This is a genomic window from Pseudomonas sp. LBUM1662, assembly GCF_059695915.1.
On record NZ_CP166793.1, the window covers coordinates 2,465,626 to 2,484,273 of the forward strand.

The window sequence follows — 18,648 nt, forward strand, 5'->3', positions numbered from 1 at the left end:
TCTGCCATGAGCAAGAGAAAGCTGATTCCGCTGCTGATCTACATCCTGTTCCTGCTGGTGCCGATCTACTGGCTGCTGAACATGTCCTTCAAGAGCAACACCGAAATCCTCGGCGGTCTGACGCTGTTTCCGCAGAATTTCACCTTCGCCAACTACAAGGTGATCTTCACCGATCCGAGCTGGTACACCGGTTACCTCAATTCGCTGTATTACGTGAGCCTGAACACGATCATTTCCCTGAGCGTGGCGTTGCCGGCGGCGTATGCGTTCTCGCGTTACCGCTTTCTCGGTGACAAGCACCTGTTCTTCTGGCTGCTGACCAACCGCATGGCGCCACCGGCGGTGTTTCTGCTGCCGTTCTTCCAGCTGTATTCCTCGATCGGCCTGTTCGACACGCACATCGCGGTGGCGCTGGCTCACTGTCTGTTCAACGTGCCGTTGGCGGTGTGGATTCTGGAAGGCTTCATGTCCGGGGTTCCGAAAGAAATCGACGAAACCGCCTACATTGACGGCTACAGTTTCCCCAAGTTCTTCGTGAAGATTTTCGTTCCGCTGATCGGCTCCGGGATCGGCGTCACGGCGTTCTTCTGCTTCATGTTTTCCTGGGTCGAACTGCTGCTGGCGCGGACGCTGACATCGGTGAACGCCAAACCGATTGCGGCGGTGATGACCCGCACGGTTTCGGCGTCCGGCATCGACTGGGGGGTGCTGGCAGCGGCGGGGGTGTTGACCATCCTGCCCGGCATGCTGGTGATCTGGTTTGTTCGCAACCACGTGGCCAAGGGCTTTGCCCTGGGCCGGGTCTGAGGAGCTGATGATGGAATGGATGAGCTGGACTGTCCCCACGGCGGCGTTCTTCATCGCCATTGGCCTGATTCTGGCGGGCATGACGACCTGGGAATTACGTTCGCCGAGTGTCCCTCGGCGTGGTTTCTTGCCGATTGCCACCACCCGTGGCGATCGGCTGTTTATCGGTCTTCTCGGCAGCGCCTACCTGCATTTGCTGGTAATCGGCGTCACCGACTGGAGCATCTGGGTTGCGTTCGCGTTGTCCCTGGTGTGGCTGTTGGCTGTGATGCGTTGGGGCTAGTCGAAATCGATCGGCAATGTTGCTCCGAAAACCAAACAGGAGGTCTCTATGTTCGACAAAAACAATAAGCTGCGACATAGCATTTCATTGGCAGCCATGCTGGCACTCAGCGGTCTGAGCGCTTCGGCCTGGGCAGATGCCTACGAAGACGCCGCGAAGAAGTGGATCGGCAGTGAATTCAAACCGTCCACCCTCACGCCAGAGCAGCAGCTCGAAGAGCTGAAGTGGTTCATCAAGGCCGCCGAGCCGTTTCGCGGGATGAGCATCAAGGTGGTGTCGGAAACCATCGCGACCCACGAATATGAATCCAAAACCCTGGCCAAGGCTTTCACCGAAATCACCGGGATCAAGCTGACCCACGACTTGCTGCAAGAAGGCGACGTGGTGGAAAAGCTGCAGACCCAGATGCAGTCGGACAAGAACATCTATGACGGCTGGGTCAACGACTCGGACTTGATCGGTACGCACTTTCGCTACGGCAAGACCGAATCGATCACCGATCTGATGGCCAACGAAGGCAAGAACTTCACCTCGCCAACCCTCGACCTCAAAGACTTCATCGGCATCTCGTTCACCACCGCGCCGGACGGCAAGATCTATCAATTGCCTGACCAACAGTTCGCCAACCTGTACTGGTTCCGCGCCGACTGGTTCGAACGGCCAGAGCTCAAAGCCAAGTTCAAGGAGAAATACGGCTACGAATTGGGCGTGCCGGTGAACTGGTCGGCCTATGAAGACATCGCCAAGTTCTTCAGCGAAGACGTCAAGGAGATCGACGGCAAGCGTGTCTACGGGCACATGGACTACGGCAAGAAAGACCCGTCCCTCGGCTGGCGCTTCACCGATGCCTGGTTTTCCATGGCCGGTGCCGGCGACAAAGGCATCCCTAACGGTTTACCGGTGGACGAGTGGGGCATCCGCGTCGAGGATTGCCACCCGGTCGGCTCCAGCGTGACCCGCGGCGGCGACACCAACGGCCCGGCGGCGGTCTATGCGACGCAGAAATACGTCGACTGGCTCAAGGCCTACGCGCCACCGGAGGCGGCGGGCATGACCTTCTCCGAATCGGGCCCGGTACCGTCCCAAGGCAACATCGCCCAGCAGATCTTCTGGTACACCGCGTTCACCGCCGACATGACCAAACCGGGCCTGCCGGTAATGAATGCCGACGGCACGCCGAAATGGCGCATGGCGCCATCTCCACGCGGACCGTACTGGGAGGAGGGCATGAAGCTGGGGTATCAGGACGTGGGTTCCTGGACGTTCATGAAGTCCACGCCTGAGAAGCAGAAACTGGCGGCCTGGCTCTATGCGCAATTCGTCACGTCGAAAACCGTGTCGCTGAAGAAAACCATCGTCGGCCTGACGCCGATTCGTGAGTCGGACATCAACTCGCAAGCCATGACCGACCTGGCCCCTAAACTCGGTGGCCTGGTCGAGTTCTATCGCAGCCCGGCCCGCGTGCAATGGACCCCGACCGGGACCAACGTGCCGGACTATCCACGGTTGGCACAACTGTGGTGGAGCCACATCGCGGAAGCGGCCAGCGGCGAGAAGACTCCGCAACAGGCGCTGGATGGCCTAGCCAAGGATCAGGACGCGATCATGACCCGTCTGGAACGCTCAAAGGCGCAAGCCACCTGCGCACCGAAAATGAACCCGGAGCGCGATGCTCAGTACTGGTTCGATCAGCCGGGTGCACCGAAGCCGAAACTGGCGAACGAGAAACCTAAAGGTGAAACCGTGAATTACAACGAGCTGTTGAAGTCGTGGGCGGAAGCACGCAAGTAAGCTTCTGAACCGAGAAAGGCGAACGGCACCGAAAGGTGCCGTTTTTGTTTGTGCCAGTGTCGCCGCCATCGCGAGCAAGCTCGCTCCCACAGTAGGACGGGTTGTTCACAAGTGGTGCGTTCGCAGTAGATCCCCTGTGGGAGCGGGCTTGCTCGCGAAGCGGTCTATCAGCCATCGCACTGGAATCAAGTCAGCGCCGCGAGTTGGTCGATCGTCTGCGGAAAGCGTTCAACCAGACGGATCAGTGTCGTTGCCTGGGCATTGGGTATTGCCCGTCCCTGTTCCCAGTTCTCGAGGGTTCGGGTGTTGGTGCGCAGATACATGGCGAACACGGACCGGGAGAGGTTGAGCTGTTGGCGGATGGCTACCACTTCCTCGGCAGTGATGGGCACCAGTTTTGGCAACTGAACCTTGTGGGTTCGCAAAGTGATTTTGCCTTGGCGCTCATCCGCCAGGGCTTCGAGGCCATCCATCAGTTCGGAAAAAATGTCACGTTTCATAGTGGGATCTCGTATTGATTTCTCTTTCCAGCGCTTGTCTGAACATTTTTTTCTGAGAGGGCGACAGGTCATCTAGCTCATTTTTGTCGTACACCGTGAACAGCCAGAATTGATCGAAGCCTGACCACCAGTAATAAATCACCCGCAATCCGCTGCGCTTGCCCTTGCCTCGTCGTTGATCGCAGAAGCGGATTTTGCGCAGCCCTCCGGTGCCCTCAATGAGATCGCCCGCTTCCGGATTCTTCAGCAACTCCAGTTGAAAGCTGCGAAACAGATCGTCATCCAGGTACTCGTCTCGATGTTTCTGAAACATACGTAATTCGATAAAAAGAGCATCCATGTTCTGTACGCTACCTACGTATAGTTTTGTCTCGATAATCGAATCGGTCAAGGCGTCTGTGCCTGCCAATTCGGTCAAGTCATTACGTTAAGGTCGGAAGCAGGATAGGGATGTAGGACGCGGCTGATTCAACCGCGAGGCAATTCTGGATATCGGGGAGGAGAGGGGAGAGGCGTGCGGGTTAAACCAAAATTGCCAAGTCTGTGTACTTGGCAACCAATGGGTCTGCGGTAAGGAGCTTCATCGGTTCCGTCATGGCGGTCGCAATAATCAGTCGGTCGAATGGGTCGCGGTGGTGATGTTCGAGGTCTTTCACTGCTATGGCGTGTTCTGAGGTGACTGGCAGTTCGATGAAGCCACTTTCGAGGCTGTACTGTCGGATTTCCTCCAGGTCAACGTTTAGCTTTCCCAGTCCAACCTTGATCGCCATTTCCCAGAATGTCGCTGCACTGATGTAAATGTCAGCAGCGTTTTCGATGAGCTTTCTGGCTTTACCAGATAGCTTGGGGTCATCGCCGAGCGTCCAAAGCAGAATGTGAGTATCGAGCAGAACCCTCATCCTTGAATTCCTTCAAAGGCATCCAGCATTTCTTCCGACAGCGGCGCGTCAAAGTCTTCAGGCAGGATCAGCTTGCCTTTCATTGCGCCGATACGGCGTGCTGAGGGCTTTCCCACCGGCACAAGTCGGGCAAGGGCTCGCCCATGTTTAGCGATAGTGATGATCTGCCCGGCTGCTGCGTCATCGACGAGTTTGGACAAATTGTTTTTCGCTTCGGCTAACGGAACGATGATCATAATTTCTCCCGCATATTCTGGACAAATATAGCCAGAATTTTTGGCGGCGGCAAAGGCGAGAGGACGATAGGTCAAACTGTGATGTGGCGAGTGAGTGGTCAACTCGAAACCACTATCGGATCTCGAAAGAACGTCTAGCTTCATTGGATGCTCCTGATTAGCTCTTCACCCACCTTAGCGCTCAGCAGCGGTAACCGGATGTCAGCCGATGCCGATGTGTTTGAAGTCCCTTTCCGAGAAAGGGAGAGCAATCCCCCAAAACGCAAAAACGGCACCCGAAGGTGCCGTTTCTGTTTTCTACCGAGTATCGCTAAGCGATCAGCCCGCCAGACCTGCGTGCTGAACCAGCGTCAGCAGCGGTTGTGGGTAGACGCCAAGGAAGAACGCTACCAGAGCGATGGCCAGCAGCATCACGCCGCCTGCACGTTGTTCCCAGTGCAGTTGCGCATCGTGGCGACGCAGGTTGGGTTCGATCAGGTACAGGGTGACCATGACGCGCAGGTAGTAGAAGACGCCGATGGCGCTGCCCAATACCAGGGAACCGACCAGCCACCATTGGTGCGACTCGACACCGGTGGCGATGATGTAGAACTTGCCGATGAAGCCCGCAGTCAGCGGGATACCGGCCAGGGACAGCATCATCACGGTCAGGACGGCGGTCAGGTACGGACGGCGCCAGAACAGGCCGCGGTATTCGTACAGGGCATCCGCGTCACGGCCGTTGTACGGCGAGGACATCAGCGTGATCACGCCGAACGCGCCGAGGCTGGTGATGACGTAGGTGACCAGGTACACGCCGATGGCTTCCACGGCCAGGCCTTTGCTCGCCACCAGGGCGATCAGCAGGTAACCGAAGTGAGCAATGGACGAGTAACCCAGCAGACGCTTGAGGTTGCTCTGGGTCAGGGCCAGCAGGTTACCGAACAGGATCGACGCGATGGCGATGATGGTCAGCACGTCGCTCAGCACGCCGCTGCTTGCCGCAGGCGAGATCTGGAACAGACGCACCATCACCGCGAACACAGCCACTTTCGATGCAGTGGCCAGGAACGCCGCCACCGGTGCCGGAGCACCTTCGTAAACGTCCGGGGTCCAGAGGTGGAACGGTACCAGCGACAGCTTGAACGCCAGACCGATCAGCATCATGCCCAGGCCCAGTTGTGCCAGCGAGCTAGGCAGGCCGGTGGCCGCCAGGGCTTGACCGATGCCGACGAAGCTCAGCGAACCCGAGTCTGCGTACAGCAGGGCCATACCGAACAGCAGGAACGCCGAACCGGCAGCCGACAGCACCATGTACTTGATCCCGGCTTCCAGCGAACGCTTGTTGAAGAAAGCGTAAGCCACCAGACCGTAGACCGGTACCGAGAGCAGTTCCAGACCGATGAACAACCCGGCCAGGTGCTGCGCGCTGACCAGCACCAGGCCACCGGCGGCGGCCATCAGGATCAGCAGGTAAAGTTCTTCACGGTTGCCCGGGTAGCCCGAACCGCCATCGCCGAGGTAGGCGTGGGCGAGGGTCACACAAGCGAGGGTGGCGACCAGGATCAGCGCCATGTACAAGCAGGCGAAGGTGTCGATCTGCAGCAACGGGGTCACGGCCAGAGGCGCGACTTTCAGGGCTGGCAGGATCGACAGCAACGCCAGGTTCAGGCCCGCCACGGAAATCAGGAAGGTCTGCGAGTGGTTGCGGCGCCAGGCAATCGCCAGCATCACCACGATGATCGTGGCGCTGGTGATCAACAACGGCGCAAGCGCGATAAAGTGTTGAGTCGTGAATTCCATAGCGCTCTTACCGGGCCGAAGCGAGTTGAGTGAAGGCGGTGCCGAGCCACTGCTGCACGCCATGCATCGTCGCGGCAGAGGTGTCGAGGAACGGTTGCGGGTACACGCCGATGTAAATCAGCAGCGCCGCCAGACCGACCACCATGATCAGTTCGCGACCATCCATGCCATGCAACACCGCGTCCGACTTGGACGGGCCGAAGTAGGCACGGTGGATCATGATCAGCGAGTAGACCGAACCGAACACCAGGCCCGACGTCGCGATCACGGTAATCCATGGCGCAGCGGCGAAGCTGCCGATCAGGATCAGGAACTCACCGACGAAGTTACCGGTGCCCGGCAAGCCCAGGGACGCGGCGGCAAAGAACAGGCTGATGGCCGGCAGGTAAGCGATCTTCGACCACAGGCCACCCATTTCACGCATGTCGCGGGTGTGGGTGCGCTCGTACAACTGACCACTGAGGATAAAGAGTGCCGCGGCCGACAGACCGTGCGCCAGCATCTGCATCACTGCACCCTGCAGCGCCAGTTGGCTGCCGGAGTAGATGCCGATCAACACGAAGCCCATGTGGGAAACGGAGGAGTAGGCGATCAGACGCTTGATGTCGGTTTGTGCAAAGGCCAGGAACGCACCGTAGAAGATCCCGATCAGACCGAGGGTCATGGCAATCGGCGCGAACTCGGCCGAGGCATTCGGGAACAGCGGCAGGGCGAAACGCAGCAGACCGTAAGCAGCGGTCTTCAACAAGATACCGGCCAGGTCGACCGAACCCGCTGTTGGCGCCTGGGCGTGAGCATCAGGCAGCCAGGAGTGGAACGGTACGACGGGCAGCTTCACCGCGAAGGCGATGAAGAAGCCGAGCATCAGGATGTACTCGGTGGTGAGCGACATCTTGGTTTTCAGCAGGTCGGCGTAGTTGAACGTGATCACGCCGGTGCTGTTGAAGTTGACCAGCACCAGACCCAGGATCGCCACCAACATGATCAGTCCGGACGCCTGAGTGAAGATGAAGAACTTGGTCGCCGCGTAGATCCGGGTTTTCTTGCCGTCCGAAGAACTGTGACCCCAGAGCGCGATGAGGAAGTACATCGGCACCAGCATCATTTCCCAGAAGAAGAAGAACATGAACAGGTCGAGGGCGAGGAACACGCCGACGACACCGCCCAGGATCCACATCAGGTTCAAGTGGAAGAAGCCAACGTGACGCTGGATCTCTTTCCACGAGCAGAGCACCGAGAGGATACCCAGCAGACCGGTCAGCAGGATCATCAGCAGCGACAGGCCGTCGAGGGCCAGGTGCACGCTGATGCCGAAACGCTCGATCCAGATGTGCTTGAACTCAAGCACCCAGGTCGGATCGGCGCCAGGCGCCGGCGCAAATGAATAATTACCGTGGGCCCACAGCCAGAGGCCGAGCGCGAGTTCCAGGGTCATGGTCAACAGCGCAATCCAGCGGGGGAGGGTAGCGCCGAAGCGCTCACCCATCCAGCACAGCAGGCCGCCGATGAAGGGGATCAGGATTAGCCAAGGCAGAATCATGACGGGCTCAATTCCTTTCGCAAGTTCGCAAGGTTCATATCAGACCGCTACCAGCACGATGGCGCCGATGACCAGCACGGAGCCGGCTGCCATCGATGCCGCGTACCAACGCAGTTGACCGGTTTCGGTACGGCTCAGGGCGGTGTGACCGCCTTTGGCCATACGCGGGATCAGACCGATGGTCTGGTCGAGCGGGTCTCTGCGCAGTGCGTGGCTGATCGCAAGGTATGGCTTGACGAACAGTTTGTCGTAGATCCAGTCGAAGCCCCAGGCAGCGAACCACCAGGCCGAAAGGAAGCGGCCGATGCCGCTGTTGGCGATTGCAGTGACGAAACGACGCTTGCCGAGGAACAGCAGCGCGGCCAGCAGGATACCGGCCAGGGCGATGGCGCCCGAAGCGATTTCCAGACTGTGCTTGGCTTCGCCGCCGGCATGGCCGACGCTTTCCGGCAGCACGCCGTGCAGCGGTGGAACGATCATGGCGCCGACGAAGGTCGACAGCACGATCAGCACCGACAGTGGCAGCCAGTGAGCGATGCCGTGACCGGCGTGCGCTTCGGTCTTCGCTTCACCGTGGAACGCGATGAAGATCAGGCGGAAGGTGTACAGCGAAGTCATGAACGCGCCGACCAGACCTGCGTAAAGCAGACCCTGGTTGCCGCTGGCAAACGCTTCCCAGAGGATTTCGTCCTTGGAATAGAAGCCGGCGGTCACCAGAGGCAGGGCAGACAATGCCGCGCCGCCGACGATGAAGCTGGCGTAGGCCAGTGGCAGTTTCTTCCACAGGCCGCCCATCTTGAAGATGTTCTGCTCGTGGTGGCAGGCAACGATCACCGCACCGGACGCAAGGAACAGCAGCGCCTTGAAGAAGGCGTGGGTCATCAGGTGGAAGATCGCGCCATCCCATGCACCAACGCCCAGCGCCAGGAACATGTAGCCGATCTGGCTCATGGTCGAGTAGGCGAGGATACGTTTGATGTCGGTCTGAACCAGTGCCGCGAAACCGGCCAGCACCAGGGTCACGCCACCAACGACGCCGACCAGGTGCAGGATGTCCGGCGCCAACGCAAACAGGCCGTGAGTACGGGCGATCAGGTAGACACCAGCGGTTACCATCGTTGCGGCGTGGATCAGTGCCGAAACCGGGGTAGGACCGGCCATCGCGTCCGCCAGCCAGGTTTGCAGCGGCAGTTGCGCGGATTTACCGACAGCGCCGCCCAGCAGCATCAGGGTGGCCATGACCATCCAGAAGTCGCCGGCCTGGAATTTCTGCGGTGCCAGCACCAGCAGTTCCTGGATGTTCAGCGTGCCCAACTGTTGGAACAGGATGAACAGGCCGATCGCCATGAACACGTCGCCGATACGGGTGACGATGAAGGCTTTCAGTGCGGCGTTACCGTTGTTGCGGTTGCTGTAGTAGAAACCGATCAACAGGTACGAGCACAGGCCCACGCCTTCCCAACCGAAGTACAGGAACAACAGGTTATCGCCCAGGACCAGGAACAGCATGCTGGCGATAAACAGGTTGGTGTAGGCGAAGAAGCGCGAGTAACCGGCTTCACCGCGCATGTACCAGGATGCGAACAGGTGGATCAGGAAGCCGACGCCGACGACCACACCGAGCATGGTCAGGGACAGGCCATCCAGGTACAGCGCGAAGTTCGGCGTGAAGCCTTCCACCGCCATCCACTGCCACAACACCTGGGTGTAGTGACCGCCTTCAGGTGGCGCAACGTTGAATTGCCAGATCACGTAAGCCGTGACGATGGCAGACAGGCCGATGGAACCGACGCCAATCAGCGCCGACAGGTTTTCCGAAAAGCGGCCGCGTGAGAACGACAGCAGCAGGAAACCTATGAGAGGGAATACGAAAGTCAGATAGAGAAGATTCATCCGCGCATCTCGCTGGCAGCGTCGATATCGAGAGTGTGGAAGCGGCGATACAGCTGCAACAGAATCGCCAGGCCAATACTGGCCTCGGCGGCTGCCAGGCTGATCACCAGGATGAACATGATCTGTCCATCCGGCTGACCCCAGCGGCTACCGGCGACGATGAAGGCCAAAGCGGAGGCATTCATCATGATCTCCAGGCTCATCAGCACGAAGAGAATGTTGCGGCGGACCATCAGGCCGACCAGACCGAGGCAGAACAGGATGCCGGCGACCGCCAGACCATGCTCCAAAGGGATAGCAGGCATCGTCATTGCTCCTTGGCTTCGTTACGGCCCAAGTGGAACGCCGTGACGGCTGCGGCAAGCAGCAGCATCGAGGCGAGTTCGACCACCAGCAGGTAAGGACCGAACAGGCTGATGCCCACGGCCTTGGCGTCTACGGTGGTGTGGCCGATGGCCTCACCGCTGGAGTGGCTGAACAGCACGTACAGCAGTTCAACCAGCAGCAGGGTGCCAAGGGCGACCGGGCCGAGCCAGATGCCGGGCTTGAGCCAGACGCGCTCTTGCTGAACCGAGGCGGGCCCCAGGTTCAGCATCATCACCACGAACACGAACAGCACCATGATGGCGCCAGCGTAGGCGATCACTTCCAGAACACCGGCAAACGGTGCGCCGAGGGCGAAGAACGTCATGGCCACGGCGATCAGCGAAATGATCAGGTAGAGCAGGGCGTGCACAGGGTTGGTGTTGGTGATCACGCGAAGCGTGGACACCACAGCGATACCCGATGCGAAATAGAAAGCGAATTCCATCTTTCTTCCTTAAGGCAGCAAGCTCTTCACGTTGATCGGCTGGGCTTCATTCTGCGCGGAGCCTTTCGGCTTCCCGGCAATCGCCATACCTGCAACACGATAGAAGTTGTAATCAGGGTTTTTGCCGGGGCCGGAGATCAACAGATCTTCTTTCTCGTACACCAGGTCCTGACGTTTGAACTCGGCCATCTCGAAATCCGGTGTCAGCTGGATCGCGGTGGTCGGGCAGGCTTCCTCGCAGAGGCCGCAGAATATGCAGCGCGAGAAGTTGATGCGGAAGAAGTCCGGGTACCAGCGACCGTCTTCGGTTTCAGCTTTCTGCAGCGAGATGCAGCCAACCGGGCACGCCACGGCGCACAGGTTGCAGGCTACACAACGCTCTTCGCCATCAGGGTCGCGGGTCAGGACGATACGCCCACGAAAGCGCGGCGGCAGGTACACGGCTTCTTCCGGGTACTGCAGCGTGTCGCGCTTGCGGAAGGCATGGCCGAAGATCATCACCAGGCTGCGAAGCTGGGTGAAGAAGCCATGCACGATGTCAAATATGTACTTCATGATTCTCTATCCTCACTGAGCCGCGACGGCGGGCGTGTTGAGCAACACGATCGCAGCGGTCACCAGCATGTTGACGAGGGTCAGCGGCAGGCAGAACTTCCAGCTGAAATCCATCACTTGGTCATACCGTGGGCGCGGAATCGAGGCGCGCAGCAGGATGAAGAACATGATGAAGAACGCGGTTTTCAGCGCGAACCAGATGAACGGGATCTGCGGCAGAATGCCGAACGGACCGTGCCAGCCACCGAAGAACAAGGTCACCAGCAGCGCCGAAATCAACACGATGCCGATGTACTCGCCGACGAAGAACATGCCCCATTTCATGCCGGCGTATTCAATGTGGTAACCGTCGGCCAGTTCCTGCTCCGCTTCCGGCTGGTCGAACGGGTGACGGTGAGTCACGGCGACGCCGGCAATGAAGAAGGTCAGGAAACCGAAGATCTGCGGAATCACGAACCACAGGTTCTGCGCTTGGTATTCAACGATGTCGCGCATGTTGAACGAGCCGACCTGGATCACGATGCCCATCAGCGACAGGCCCATGAACACTTCGTACGACACGGTTTGTGCCGAGGCCCGCAAGCTGCCCAGCAGGGCGAACTTGTTGTTACTCGACCAGCCGGCGAACAGCACCGCGTAGACCGACAGACCCGCCATGGCAAAGAAGAACAGGATGCCGATGTTGATATCCGCCACACCCCAGGTCGGGGTGATCGGGATGATCGCGAAGGCAATCAGCAAGGCGCTCATGGCCACGACCGGCGCCAACGTGAAGATCACTTTGTCGGCGAACGGCGGGGTCCAGTCTTCCTTGAAGAACATCTTGATCATGTCGGCCGCGATCTGGAACGCGCCGAACGGGCCGACGCGGTTCGGACCGTAACGGTCCTGCCAGAGGGCGAGCAGACGACGCTCGACCCAGCTCAGCAGCGCGCCGCACACCACGACGGCGAGCAGAATCACGATGGCCTTGAGGACCGCGATGATCACGTCAATCACTTCAGGCGTGAACCAGGTCATTGAGCTGCCTCCTGCAGACCGTCAACGGATTTGCCAAAGAGCGCTGGCGGAATACCGGCGATCCCGGCCGGCAATGCGACCAGGCCAGCACCCAGCTCTTCGTTGATGCGCAGCGGCAGACGCAAGGTCTGGCCGGCCACGTTCAAGCTGAGCAGGGCGCCTTCATTGACACCCAGGCGATCGGCTTCGGATTTGGCCAAGGCAACATAGGCGGCCGGAATGCGCTCCTGAACCGGCGCGGCTTTGGAAGAGTTCTCTTCGCTGCCGAACAGGTGGAAGAACGGCACGACCTGCCAGGTGCCCGGAGCCGGGTTGAACGCACGAGGAACAGCAGCGAACCAGTTCAGCGAGTCACCGGTGCTTTCGATCAGGCGGGTGCCCGGGTCGCCAGCGCGGATGTGACCACCGACTTCGTCCTGGAACTTGTTCCAGGCTTGCGGCGAGTTCCAGCCCGGAGACCAGGCGAATGGCACTTGCTGACGCGGTTCGACCGAGCCCGAGTAACCTTCCATGGAAAACGAGAACGCGGTGTCGTTATCCTGGGAAGTACGCGGTTCGTGCACGCTGATGTCGGCGCGCATGGCGGTACGACCGGAGTAACGCAGCGGTTCGCGGGCCAGTTTCAGGCCTTTGATACGGAACGCGGCGGACGGTGCAGCGTCAACGATGCGCGCCAGTTGCGGCGTGCTGGCGGCGACGGCGGCAGTGACGTGGTCCAGTTGAGTCCAGTCGATCGGCTGATTCAACAGGGTCGCGCGCAGGGCATGCAGCCAGCGCCAGCCTTCGTGCACCAGGATGCTCGCGTCGAGGTAAGTCGGGTCGAAGACCTGGAAGAAACGCTGGGCGCGGCCTTCCTGGCTGACCAGCGTACCGTCGCCTTCAGCGAAGCTGGCGGCTGGCAGAACCAGGTGCGCGCGATCGCTGGTGGCGGTCTTCTGATGGTCCGCCACGATCACCACTTTGGCGGCGTTCAGGGCGGCATCGACACGGGCTTTGTCGGTACGGGTGTACAGATCATTTTCCAGCACGACGATCGCGTCGGCCTTGCCGTCGATCACGGCTTGCAGCGCGGCATCGACCGAGTCACCACCGAGCATGGCCAGGCCAAGGCTGTTTGCCTCCGGCACGATCAGGCTGATGGAACCGTTCTTCTCGCGCAGCTTCAACGCTTTGGCGATGTTGGCGGCGGCTTCAATCAGGGCTTTGGAGCCCAGGGAAGTGCCGGCAATGATCAGCGGACGCTTGGCGGCGAGCAGGGCGTCGGCAATACGCTTGGCCAGTTCGAGGGCTTCAGCGTCCAGGCCTTCAACCGCTGGGGCGCTGGCGTCGAGGGCGTGAGCCACGGCGAAACCGATGCGCGCCAGATCGTCTGGAGCCGCGTGAACGCATTCTTCAGCGATGTCGTCGAGCTTGGTTTCAGCCAGGCTGGCGATGAACAGCGGGTTCAGCGCGTGCTGACCGATGTTCTTCACTGCAGCGTCGAGCCAAGGCTGAACGCGCATGGCATCGGCCATGTCTTCGGCTTTGCCTTTGACCGATTGACGCAGGGACAGGGCCATGCGGGCAGCGGTCTGGGTCAGGTCTTCGCCGAGGACGAAGATCGCATCGTGATCTTCGATGTCGCGCATGTTCGGGATTGGCAGCGGGCTGTCTTTCAACACCTGCATGACCAGACGAATGCGTTCCAGCTCGGCGGCTTCGATACCGGAGTAGAAGTGCTCGGCGCCGACCAGTTCGCGCAACGCGTAGTTGCTTTCGAGGCTGGCACGCGGCGAACCGATACCGACGATGTTGCGACCGCGCAGCAGGTCGGCGGCTTTATCCAGTGCTTCGTCGAGGGTCAGCTTGGCGCCGTTGGCCAGCAGAGGCTGACGCGGGCGATCCTTGCGATTGACGTAGCCGTAGCCGAAACGGCCGCGGTCGCACAGGAAATACTGGTTTACCGAACCGTTGAAACGGTTTTCGATACGACGCAGTTCACCGTAGCGCTCGCCCGGGGAGATGTTGCAACCGCTGGAGCAGCCATGGCAGATGCTCGGCGAGAACTGCATGTCCCACTTGCGGTTGTAGCGCTCGGAGTGAGTCTTGTCGGTAAACACACCGGTCGGGCAGACCTCGGTGAGGTTGCCGGAGAACTCGCTTTCCAGGGTGCCGTCTTCAACGCGACCGAAGTACACGTTGTCGTGGGCGCCGAACACACCGAGGTCGGTACCGCCGGCATAGTCCTTATAGAAGCGCACGCAGCGGTAGCAAGCGATGCAGCGGTTCATTTCGTGGGAAATGAACGGGCCCAGTTGCTGGTTCTGGTGGGTACGCTTGGTGAAGCGATAACGGCGCTCGTTATGGCCGGTCATCACCGTCATGTCTTGCAGGTGGCAGTGACCGCCTTCTTCACAGACCGGGCAGTCGTGAGGGTGGTTGGTCATCAGCCATTCGACGACGCTGGCGCGAAACACTTTCGCTTCTTCGTCGTCGATGGAGATCCAGCTGCCGTCGGTGGCGGGCGTCATGCACGACATGACGATCCGACCGCGCTTGTCGTTCTCGTCGGTGTACTGCTTGACCGCGCACTGGCGGCAAGCGCCAACGCTGCCTAAGGCTGGGTGCCAGCAGAAATAAGGGATATCGAGGCCTAGCGACAGACATGCCTGTAACAGGTTGTCTGCCCCATCGACTTCGAGCTCTTTGCCGTCTACGTGGATAGTGGCCATGGTTCAAAGTTCTTCGTTGGCCCGGTGTCAGCGGGCGTGGCTAATGGAATCTTGTTATTCGTCCGAATCCAAACAGCCCATAAAAGGCGTCATCGAACGAGAAGGCGAAGGGCACGGACCCTTCGCCTTTTTAAGCGTTTACGCGCCGACTACGATCGGCCTTGCCAGAGGCGGGACGGCTGCGCTGGTAGGCGCGATGCCGGCTTCGAACTCTGGACGGAAGTATTTGATTGCGCTGCCCAACGGCTCCACGGCGCCCGGTGCGTGAGCACAGAAGGTCTTGCCCGGGCCGAGGAAACCGACCAGACCCAGCAGGGTCTCGATATCGCCGGCTTGCCCTTCACCGTTCTCGATCGCACGCAGCAGCTTGACGCTCCACGGCAGACCGTCACGGCACGGGGTGCAGAAACCGCACGATTCACGGGAGAAGAACTCTTCCATGTTGCGCAGCAAGGACACCATGTTGACGCTGTCGTCCACCGCCATGGCCAGGCCGGTACCCATACGGGTGCCCACTTTGGCGATGCCGCCGGCGTACATTTGTGCGTCGAGGTGTTCCGGCAACAGGAAACCGGTACCGGCGCCGCCTGGCTGCCAGCACTTGAGCGTGTAACCGTCGCGCATGCCGCCGGCGTAGTCTTCGAACAGCTCGCGACCGGTGACGCCGAACGGCAATTCCCACAGGCCCGGGTTCTTGACCTTGCCGGAGAAGCCCATGAGCTTGGTGCCCATGTCTTCACTGCCTTCGCGCGCCAACGATTTGTACCAGTCCACGCCGTCGGCAATGATCGCCGGCACGTTGCACAGGGTTTCAACGTTGTTCACGCAGGTTGGCTTGCCCCACACGCCAACGGCGGCAGGGAAGGGCGGCTTGGAGCGCGGGTTGGCGCGGCGGCCTTCGAGGGAGTTGATCAGTGCGGTTTCTTCACCGCAGATGTAACGCCCGGCGCCGGTGTGGACGAACAGCTCGAAATCGAAGCCGCTGCCCAGGATGTTTTTACCCAGCAGGCCCGCTGCCTTGGCTTCTTCCACGGCACGGTTCAGGTGCTTGGCGGCGGTGGTGTATTCGCCACGCAGGAAGATGTAGCCACGGTAGGTTTTCAGCGCGCGAGCACTGATCAGCATGCCTTCGATCAGCAGATGGGGCAGTTGCTCCATCAGCATGCGGTCTTTCCAGGTGTTCGGTTCCATCTCGTCCGCGTTGCACAGCAGGTAGCGGATGTTGATGGATTCGTCTTTGGGCATCAGGCCCCACTTCACGCCCGTGGGGAAGCCTGCACCGCCACGACCTTTAAGGCCGGAGTCTTTCACGGTCTGGACGATGTCGTCCTGAGCCATGTCGGCGAAAGCCTTGCGCGCAGCGGCGTAACCGTTCTTGGCCTGGTACTCGTCGAGCCATACGGCTTCGCCGTCGTCACGCAGACGCCAGGTCAGCGGGTGAGTCTCGGCCGAACGCTTGATGCGGTTGGCAGGACCGAAGGAAGTCAGGGTCATACGTAGCCCTCGAGCAATTTGGCAACGCCGGCAGGCTGCACATCACCGAAAGTGTCGTCGTCGATCATCAACGCCGGCGCCTTGTCACAGTTGCCGAGGCAGCAGACCGGCAGCAGGGTGAAACGACCGTCGGCGGTGGTCTGACCCAGGCCGATGCCCAGATTGCTCTGGATTTCGCTGACCACGGATTCGTGGCCGCCGATGTAGCAGACCATGCTGTCGCAGACGCGAATGATGTGGCGGCCGACCGGCTGACGGAAGATCTGGCTATAGAACGTCGCCACGCCTTCAACGTCGCTCGCCGGGATGCCGAGGATCTCGCCGATGGCGTAGAGCGCGCCGTCAGGCACCCAGCCACGTTCCTTCTGGACGATCTTCAGGGCTTCGATCGACGCCGCGCGCGGGTCTTCGTAGTGATGCAGCTCGTGCTCGATGGCCGAGCGCTCGGTTTCACTCAAGGTGAAACGGTCTGTCTGGATAAGCGTGCTGTTCATGCTTAGCGGTCCACGTCGGCCATAACGAAATCGATACTACCCAGGTACGCGATCAAGTCCGCGACCATGCTGCCTTTGATCACCGAAGGGATCTGCTGCAGGTGCGGGAAGCTTGGGGTGCGAATCCGGGTGCGGTAGCTCATGGTGCCGCCATCGCTCGTCAGGTAATAACTGTTGATGCCCTTGGTCGCTTCGATCATCTGGAAGGATTCGTTGGCCGGCATGACCGGGCCCCACGAAACTTGCAGGAAGTGCGTGATCAGGGTCTCGATGTGCTGCAGCGTGCGTTCTTTCGGCGGCGGCGTGGTCAGCGGGTGATCCGCCTTGTACGGGCCTTCCGGCATGTTGCGCATGCACTGCTCGATGATCTTGATGCTCTGGCGCATTTCTTCGACGCGCACGATGCAACGATCGTAGGCATCGCCATTGACGGCCAGTGGCACTTCGAATTCGAAGTTCTCGTAACCGGAGTACGGGCGCGCCTTACGCAGGTCGAAGTCGCAACCGGTCGAACGCAAGCCTGCACCGGTGACGCCCCATTCGAAGGCTTCCTTGGTGTTGTAGGCGGCGACGCCGATGGTCCGGCCTTTGAGGATGCTGTTGTCCAGGGCGGCTTTCTGGTATTCGTCCAGACGCTTTGGCATCCACTCGACGAAGTCTTTCACCAGTTTTTCCCAGCCGCGCGGCAGGTCGTGGGCAACGCCACCGATGCGGTACCAGGCCGGGTGCAGACGGAAACCGGTAATGGCTTCGATCACCGTGTACGCCTTCTGGCGGTCGGTGAAGGTGAAGAACACCGGGGTCATGGCGCCGACGTCCTGGATGTAGGTCCCCAGGAACAGCAGGTGGCTGGTGATCCGGAAGAACTCGGCCATCATGATGCGGATGACGTCGACCTTCTCGGGCACCTTGATGCCGGCCAGCTTCTCGACCGAGAGCACGTACGGCAGGTTGTTCATCACGCCGCCGAGGTAGTCGATACGGTCGGTGTACGGGATGAAGCTGTGCCAGGACTGACGCTCGGCCATTTTTTCGGCACCACGGTGATGGTAACCGACGTCCGGCACGCAGTCGACGATCTCTTCACCGTCCAGCTGCAGGATGATGCGGAACGCACCGTGCGCGGAAGGGTGGTTCGGGCCGAGGTTGAGGAACATGTAGTCTTCGTTCGCACCGGAACGCTTCATGCCCCAGTCTTCAGGCTTGAAGCGCGCGGCTTCTTCCTCAAGCTGTTGCTTGGCCAGCGTCAGGCTGAACGGGTCGAACTCTGTGGCACGGGCCGGGAAGTCCTTGCGCAGCGGGTGACCTTCCCAGGTCGGCGGCATCATGATGCGGGTCAGGTGCGGGTGGCCGGCAAAGTTGATGCCGTACATGTCCCACACTTCACGCTCGTACCAGTTGGCGTTCGGCCAGATACCGGTCACGGTCGGCACGCTAAGGTCGCTCTCGGACAAGGCGACCTTGATCATTACGTCACTATTACGTTCGATCGACATCAAGTGATAGAACACGGTGAAGTCGGCGCCGCTTGGCAGCCCTTGACGCTTGGTGCGCAGACGCTCGTCCACGCCGTGCAGGTCATAGAGCATGACGTACGGCTTGGGCAGGTTGCGCAGGAAGGTCAGGACTTCGACGAGTTTGGCACGGGCAACCCAAAGCACCGGCATGCCGGTGCGGGTAGGCTGGGCGGTGAACGCCTCGGGGCCAAAACGGTTGTTCAGTTCGACGACCACATCCTGGTCGTCTGCCTTATAAGGCGGGATGTACAGAGCACTGCCTGTAGTCATGGTTATTTATCGCTTTCGGTCAACGTAAAGAATGAAGCCAGTGTC

The 18,648-nt window shown here is 60.0% G+C and carries 18 protein-coding genes; 3 read left to right on the top strand and 15 right to left on the bottom strand.

Translation table 11 applies throughout. From position 1 onward, the window contains the following. Positions 1-6 precede the first annotated feature (6 nt). Genes ACA049_RS11130 through ACA049_RS11140 form a run of 3 tightly spaced genes read left to right on the top strand, consistent with a single transcriptional unit; the run spans position 7 to position 2,881 of the window. Positions 7-807, top strand: a complete 801-nt coding sequence (locus tag ACA049_RS11130; RefSeq protein WP_497335372.1) for a carbohydrate ABC transporter permease — start codon at positions 7-9, stop codon at positions 805-807. Positions 808-817: 10 nt separating this feature from the next. Next, positions 818-1,090, top strand: a complete 273-nt coding sequence (locus ACA049_RS11135; RefSeq protein ID WP_109629387.1) for a DUF2160 domain-containing protein — start codon at positions 818-820, stop codon at positions 1,088-1,090. Positions 1,091-1,138: 48 nt separating this feature from the next. Then, entirely contained in the window at positions 1,139-2,881 is a 1,743-nt protein-coding gene (locus tag ACA049_RS11140; protein WP_497335374.1) for an ABC transporter substrate-binding protein, read from the top strand. Between the two features lie 185 nt (positions 2,882-3,066). Here ACA049_RS11140 and ACA049_RS11145 read toward each other — a convergent pair whose 3' ends face one another. The 15 genes from ACA049_RS11145 to nuoC all read right to left on the bottom strand — a co-directional run bounded on the left by ACA049_RS11145 (position 3,067) and on the right by nuoC (position 18,603). After that, complete coding sequence (locus ACA049_RS11145) at positions 3,067-3,381, bottom strand: helix-turn-helix domain-containing protein (protein ID WP_497335376.1); 315 nt, start codon at positions 3,379-3,381, stop codon at positions 3,067-3,069. Continuing rightward, positions 3,371-3,721 carry a toxin gene (locus ACA049_RS11150; RefSeq protein WP_497336819.1) on the bottom strand — a complete coding sequence of 117 codons (351 nt, stop codon included), beginning with the start codon at positions 3,719-3,721 and terminating at the stop codon, positions 3,371-3,373. The genes ACA049_RS11145 and ACA049_RS11150 overlap by 11 nt, the downstream gene beginning before the upstream one ends. Before the next feature lie 181 nt (positions 3,722-3,902). Beyond that, positions 3,903-4,280 carry a type II toxin-antitoxin system VapC family toxin gene (locus ACA049_RS11155; protein ID WP_497335378.1) on the bottom strand — a complete coding sequence of 126 codons (378 nt, stop codon included), beginning with the start codon at positions 4,278-4,280 and terminating at the stop codon, positions 3,903-3,905. After that, on the bottom strand, positions 4,277-4,660 hold the full coding sequence (locus ACA049_RS11160; protein ID WP_497335380.1) for a type II toxin-antitoxin system Phd/YefM family antitoxin: 384 nt from the start codon (positions 4,658-4,660) through the stop codon (positions 4,277-4,279). Before ACA049_RS11160 ends, ACA049_RS11155 begins: the two co-directional genes overlap by 4 nt. 174 nt (positions 4,661-4,834) lie before the next feature. After that, a complete protein-coding gene (gene nuoN / locus ACA049_RS11165; RefSeq protein ID WP_497335382.1) occupies positions 4,835-6,298 on the bottom strand; it encodes an NADH-quinone oxidoreductase subunit NuoN in 1,464 nt (487 codons plus the stop codon). Positions 6,299-6,305: 7 nt separating this feature from the next. Next, positions 6,306-7,838: an NADH-quinone oxidoreductase subunit M gene (gene nuoM / locus ACA049_RS11170; RefSeq protein WP_497335384.1), complete on the bottom strand. Its 1,533-nt coding sequence runs from the start codon at positions 7,836-7,838 to the stop codon at positions 6,306-6,308. 39 nt (positions 7,839-7,877) lie between these two features. Continuing rightward, complete coding sequence (nuoL, locus tag ACA049_RS11175) at positions 7,878-9,731, bottom strand: NADH-quinone oxidoreductase subunit L (protein WP_497335386.1); 1,854 nt, start codon at positions 9,729-9,731, stop codon at positions 7,878-7,880. Further along, positions 9,728-10,036, bottom strand: a complete 309-nt coding sequence (nuoK, locus tag ACA049_RS11180) for an NADH-quinone oxidoreductase subunit NuoK (protein ID WP_010458852.1) — start codon at positions 10,034-10,036, stop codon at positions 9,728-9,730. Before nuoK ends, nuoL begins: the two co-directional genes overlap by 4 nt. Positions 10,037-10,038: 2 nt before the next feature. After that, a complete protein-coding gene (gene nuoJ, locus ACA049_RS11185; protein WP_109629413.1) occupies positions 10,039-10,542 on the bottom strand; it encodes an NADH-quinone oxidoreductase subunit J in 504 nt (167 codons plus the stop codon). A 9-nt stretch (positions 10,543-10,551) separates the two neighbouring features. Then, positions 10,552-11,097, bottom strand: coding sequence for an NADH-quinone oxidoreductase subunit NuoI (nuoI, locus tag ACA049_RS11190; RefSeq protein ID WP_007905075.1), 546 nt, complete (start codon positions 11,095-11,097; stop codon positions 10,552-10,554). 12 nt (positions 11,098-11,109) lie between these two features. Beyond that, the gene (gene nuoH / locus ACA049_RS11195) at positions 11,110-12,117 is read right to left on the bottom strand and encodes an NADH-quinone oxidoreductase subunit NuoH (RefSeq protein WP_008146046.1); all 1,008 of its coding nucleotides are present in this window, start codon (positions 12,115-12,117) and stop codon (positions 11,110-11,112) included. Further along, positions 12,114-14,828: an NADH-quinone oxidoreductase subunit NuoG gene (nuoG, locus tag ACA049_RS11200; RefSeq protein ID WP_497335388.1), complete on the bottom strand. Its 2,715-nt coding sequence runs from the start codon at positions 14,826-14,828 to the stop codon at positions 12,114-12,116. The genes nuoH and nuoG overlap by 4 nt, the downstream gene beginning before the upstream one ends. A gap of 138 nt (positions 14,829-14,966) precedes the next feature. Continuing rightward, positions 14,967-16,322, bottom strand: a complete 1,356-nt coding sequence (gene nuoF / locus ACA049_RS11205; protein ID WP_497335390.1) for an NADH-quinone oxidoreductase subunit NuoF — start codon at positions 16,320-16,322, stop codon at positions 14,967-14,969. Beyond that, positions 16,319-16,816 carry an NADH-quinone oxidoreductase subunit NuoE gene (gene nuoE / locus ACA049_RS11210; protein WP_007946422.1) on the bottom strand — a complete coding sequence of 166 codons (498 nt, stop codon included), beginning with the start codon at positions 16,814-16,816 and terminating at the stop codon, positions 16,319-16,321. Before nuoE ends, nuoF begins: the two co-directional genes overlap by 4 nt. Positions 16,817-16,818: 2 nt before the next feature. Continuing rightward, a complete protein-coding gene (nuoC, locus tag ACA049_RS11215; protein ID WP_010458865.1) occupies positions 16,819-18,603 on the bottom strand; it encodes an NADH-quinone oxidoreductase subunit C/D in 1,785 nt (594 codons plus the stop codon). Positions 18,604-18,648 lie beyond the last annotated feature (45 nt).

What these genes read in the sequence shown, in the direction of transcription:
- ACA049_RS11130 (WP_497335372.1), top strand. Translation starts at nt 7, where the DNA reads ATGAGCAAGAGAAAGCTGATTCCGCTGCTGATCTACATCCTGTTCCTG.
- ACA049_RS11135 (WP_109629387.1), top strand. Translation starts at nt 818, where the DNA reads ATGGAATGGATGAGCTGGACTGTCCCCACGGCGGCGTTCTTCATCGCC.
- ACA049_RS11140 (WP_497335374.1), top strand. Translation starts at nt 1,139, where the DNA reads ATGTTCGACAAAAACAATAAGCTGCGACATAGCATTTCATTGGCAGCC.
- ACA049_RS11145 (WP_497335376.1), bottom strand. Translation starts at nt 3,381, where the DNA reads ATGAAACGTGACATTTTTTCCGAACTGATGGATGGCCTCGAAGCCCTG.
- ACA049_RS11150 (WP_497336819.1), bottom strand. Translation starts at nt 3,721, where the DNA reads ATGGATGCTCTTTTTATCGAATTACGTATGTTTCAGAAACATCGAGAC.
- ACA049_RS11155 (WP_497335378.1), bottom strand. Translation starts at nt 4,280, where the DNA reads ATGAGGGTTCTGCTCGATACTCACATTCTGCTTTGGACGCTCGGCGAT.
- ACA049_RS11160 (WP_497335380.1), bottom strand. Translation starts at nt 4,660, where the DNA reads ATGAAGCTAGACGTTCTTTCGAGATCCGATAGTGGTTTCGAGTTGACC.
- nuoN (WP_497335382.1), bottom strand. Translation starts at nt 6,298, where the DNA reads ATGGAATTCACGACTCAACACTTTATCGCGCTTGCGCCGTTGTTGATC.
- nuoM (WP_497335384.1), bottom strand. Translation starts at nt 7,838, where the DNA reads ATGATTCTGCCTTGGCTAATCCTGATCCCCTTCATCGGCGGCCTGCTG.
- nuoL (WP_497335386.1), bottom strand. Translation starts at nt 9,731, where the DNA reads ATGAATCTTCTCTATCTGACTTTCGTATTCCCTCTCATAGGTTTCCTG.
- nuoK (WP_010458852.1), bottom strand. Translation starts at nt 10,036, where the DNA reads ATGCCTGCTATCCCTTTGGAGCATGGTCTGGCGGTCGCCGGCATCCTG.
- nuoJ (WP_109629413.1), bottom strand. Translation starts at nt 10,542, where the DNA reads ATGGAATTCGCTTTCTATTTCGCATCGGGTATCGCTGTGGTGTCCACG.
- nuoI (WP_007905075.1), bottom strand. Translation starts at nt 11,097, where the DNA reads ATGAAGTACATATTTGACATCGTGCATGGCTTCTTCACCCAGCTTCGC.
- nuoH (WP_008146046.1), bottom strand. Translation starts at nt 12,117, where the DNA reads ATGACCTGGTTCACGCCTGAAGTGATTGACGTGATCATCGCGGTCCTC.
- nuoG (WP_497335388.1), bottom strand. Translation starts at nt 14,828, where the DNA reads ATGGCCACTATCCACGTAGACGGCAAAGAGCTCGAAGTCGATGGGGCA.
- nuoF (WP_497335390.1), bottom strand. Translation starts at nt 16,322, where the DNA reads ATGACCCTGACTTCCTTCGGTCCTGCCAACCGCATCAAGCGTTCGGCC.
- nuoE (WP_007946422.1), bottom strand. Translation starts at nt 16,816, where the DNA reads ATGAACAGCACGCTTATCCAGACAGACCGTTTCACCTTGAGTGAAACC.
- nuoC (WP_010458865.1), bottom strand. Translation starts at nt 18,603, where the DNA reads ATGACTACAGGCAGTGCTCTGTACATCCCGCCTTATAAGGCAGACGAC.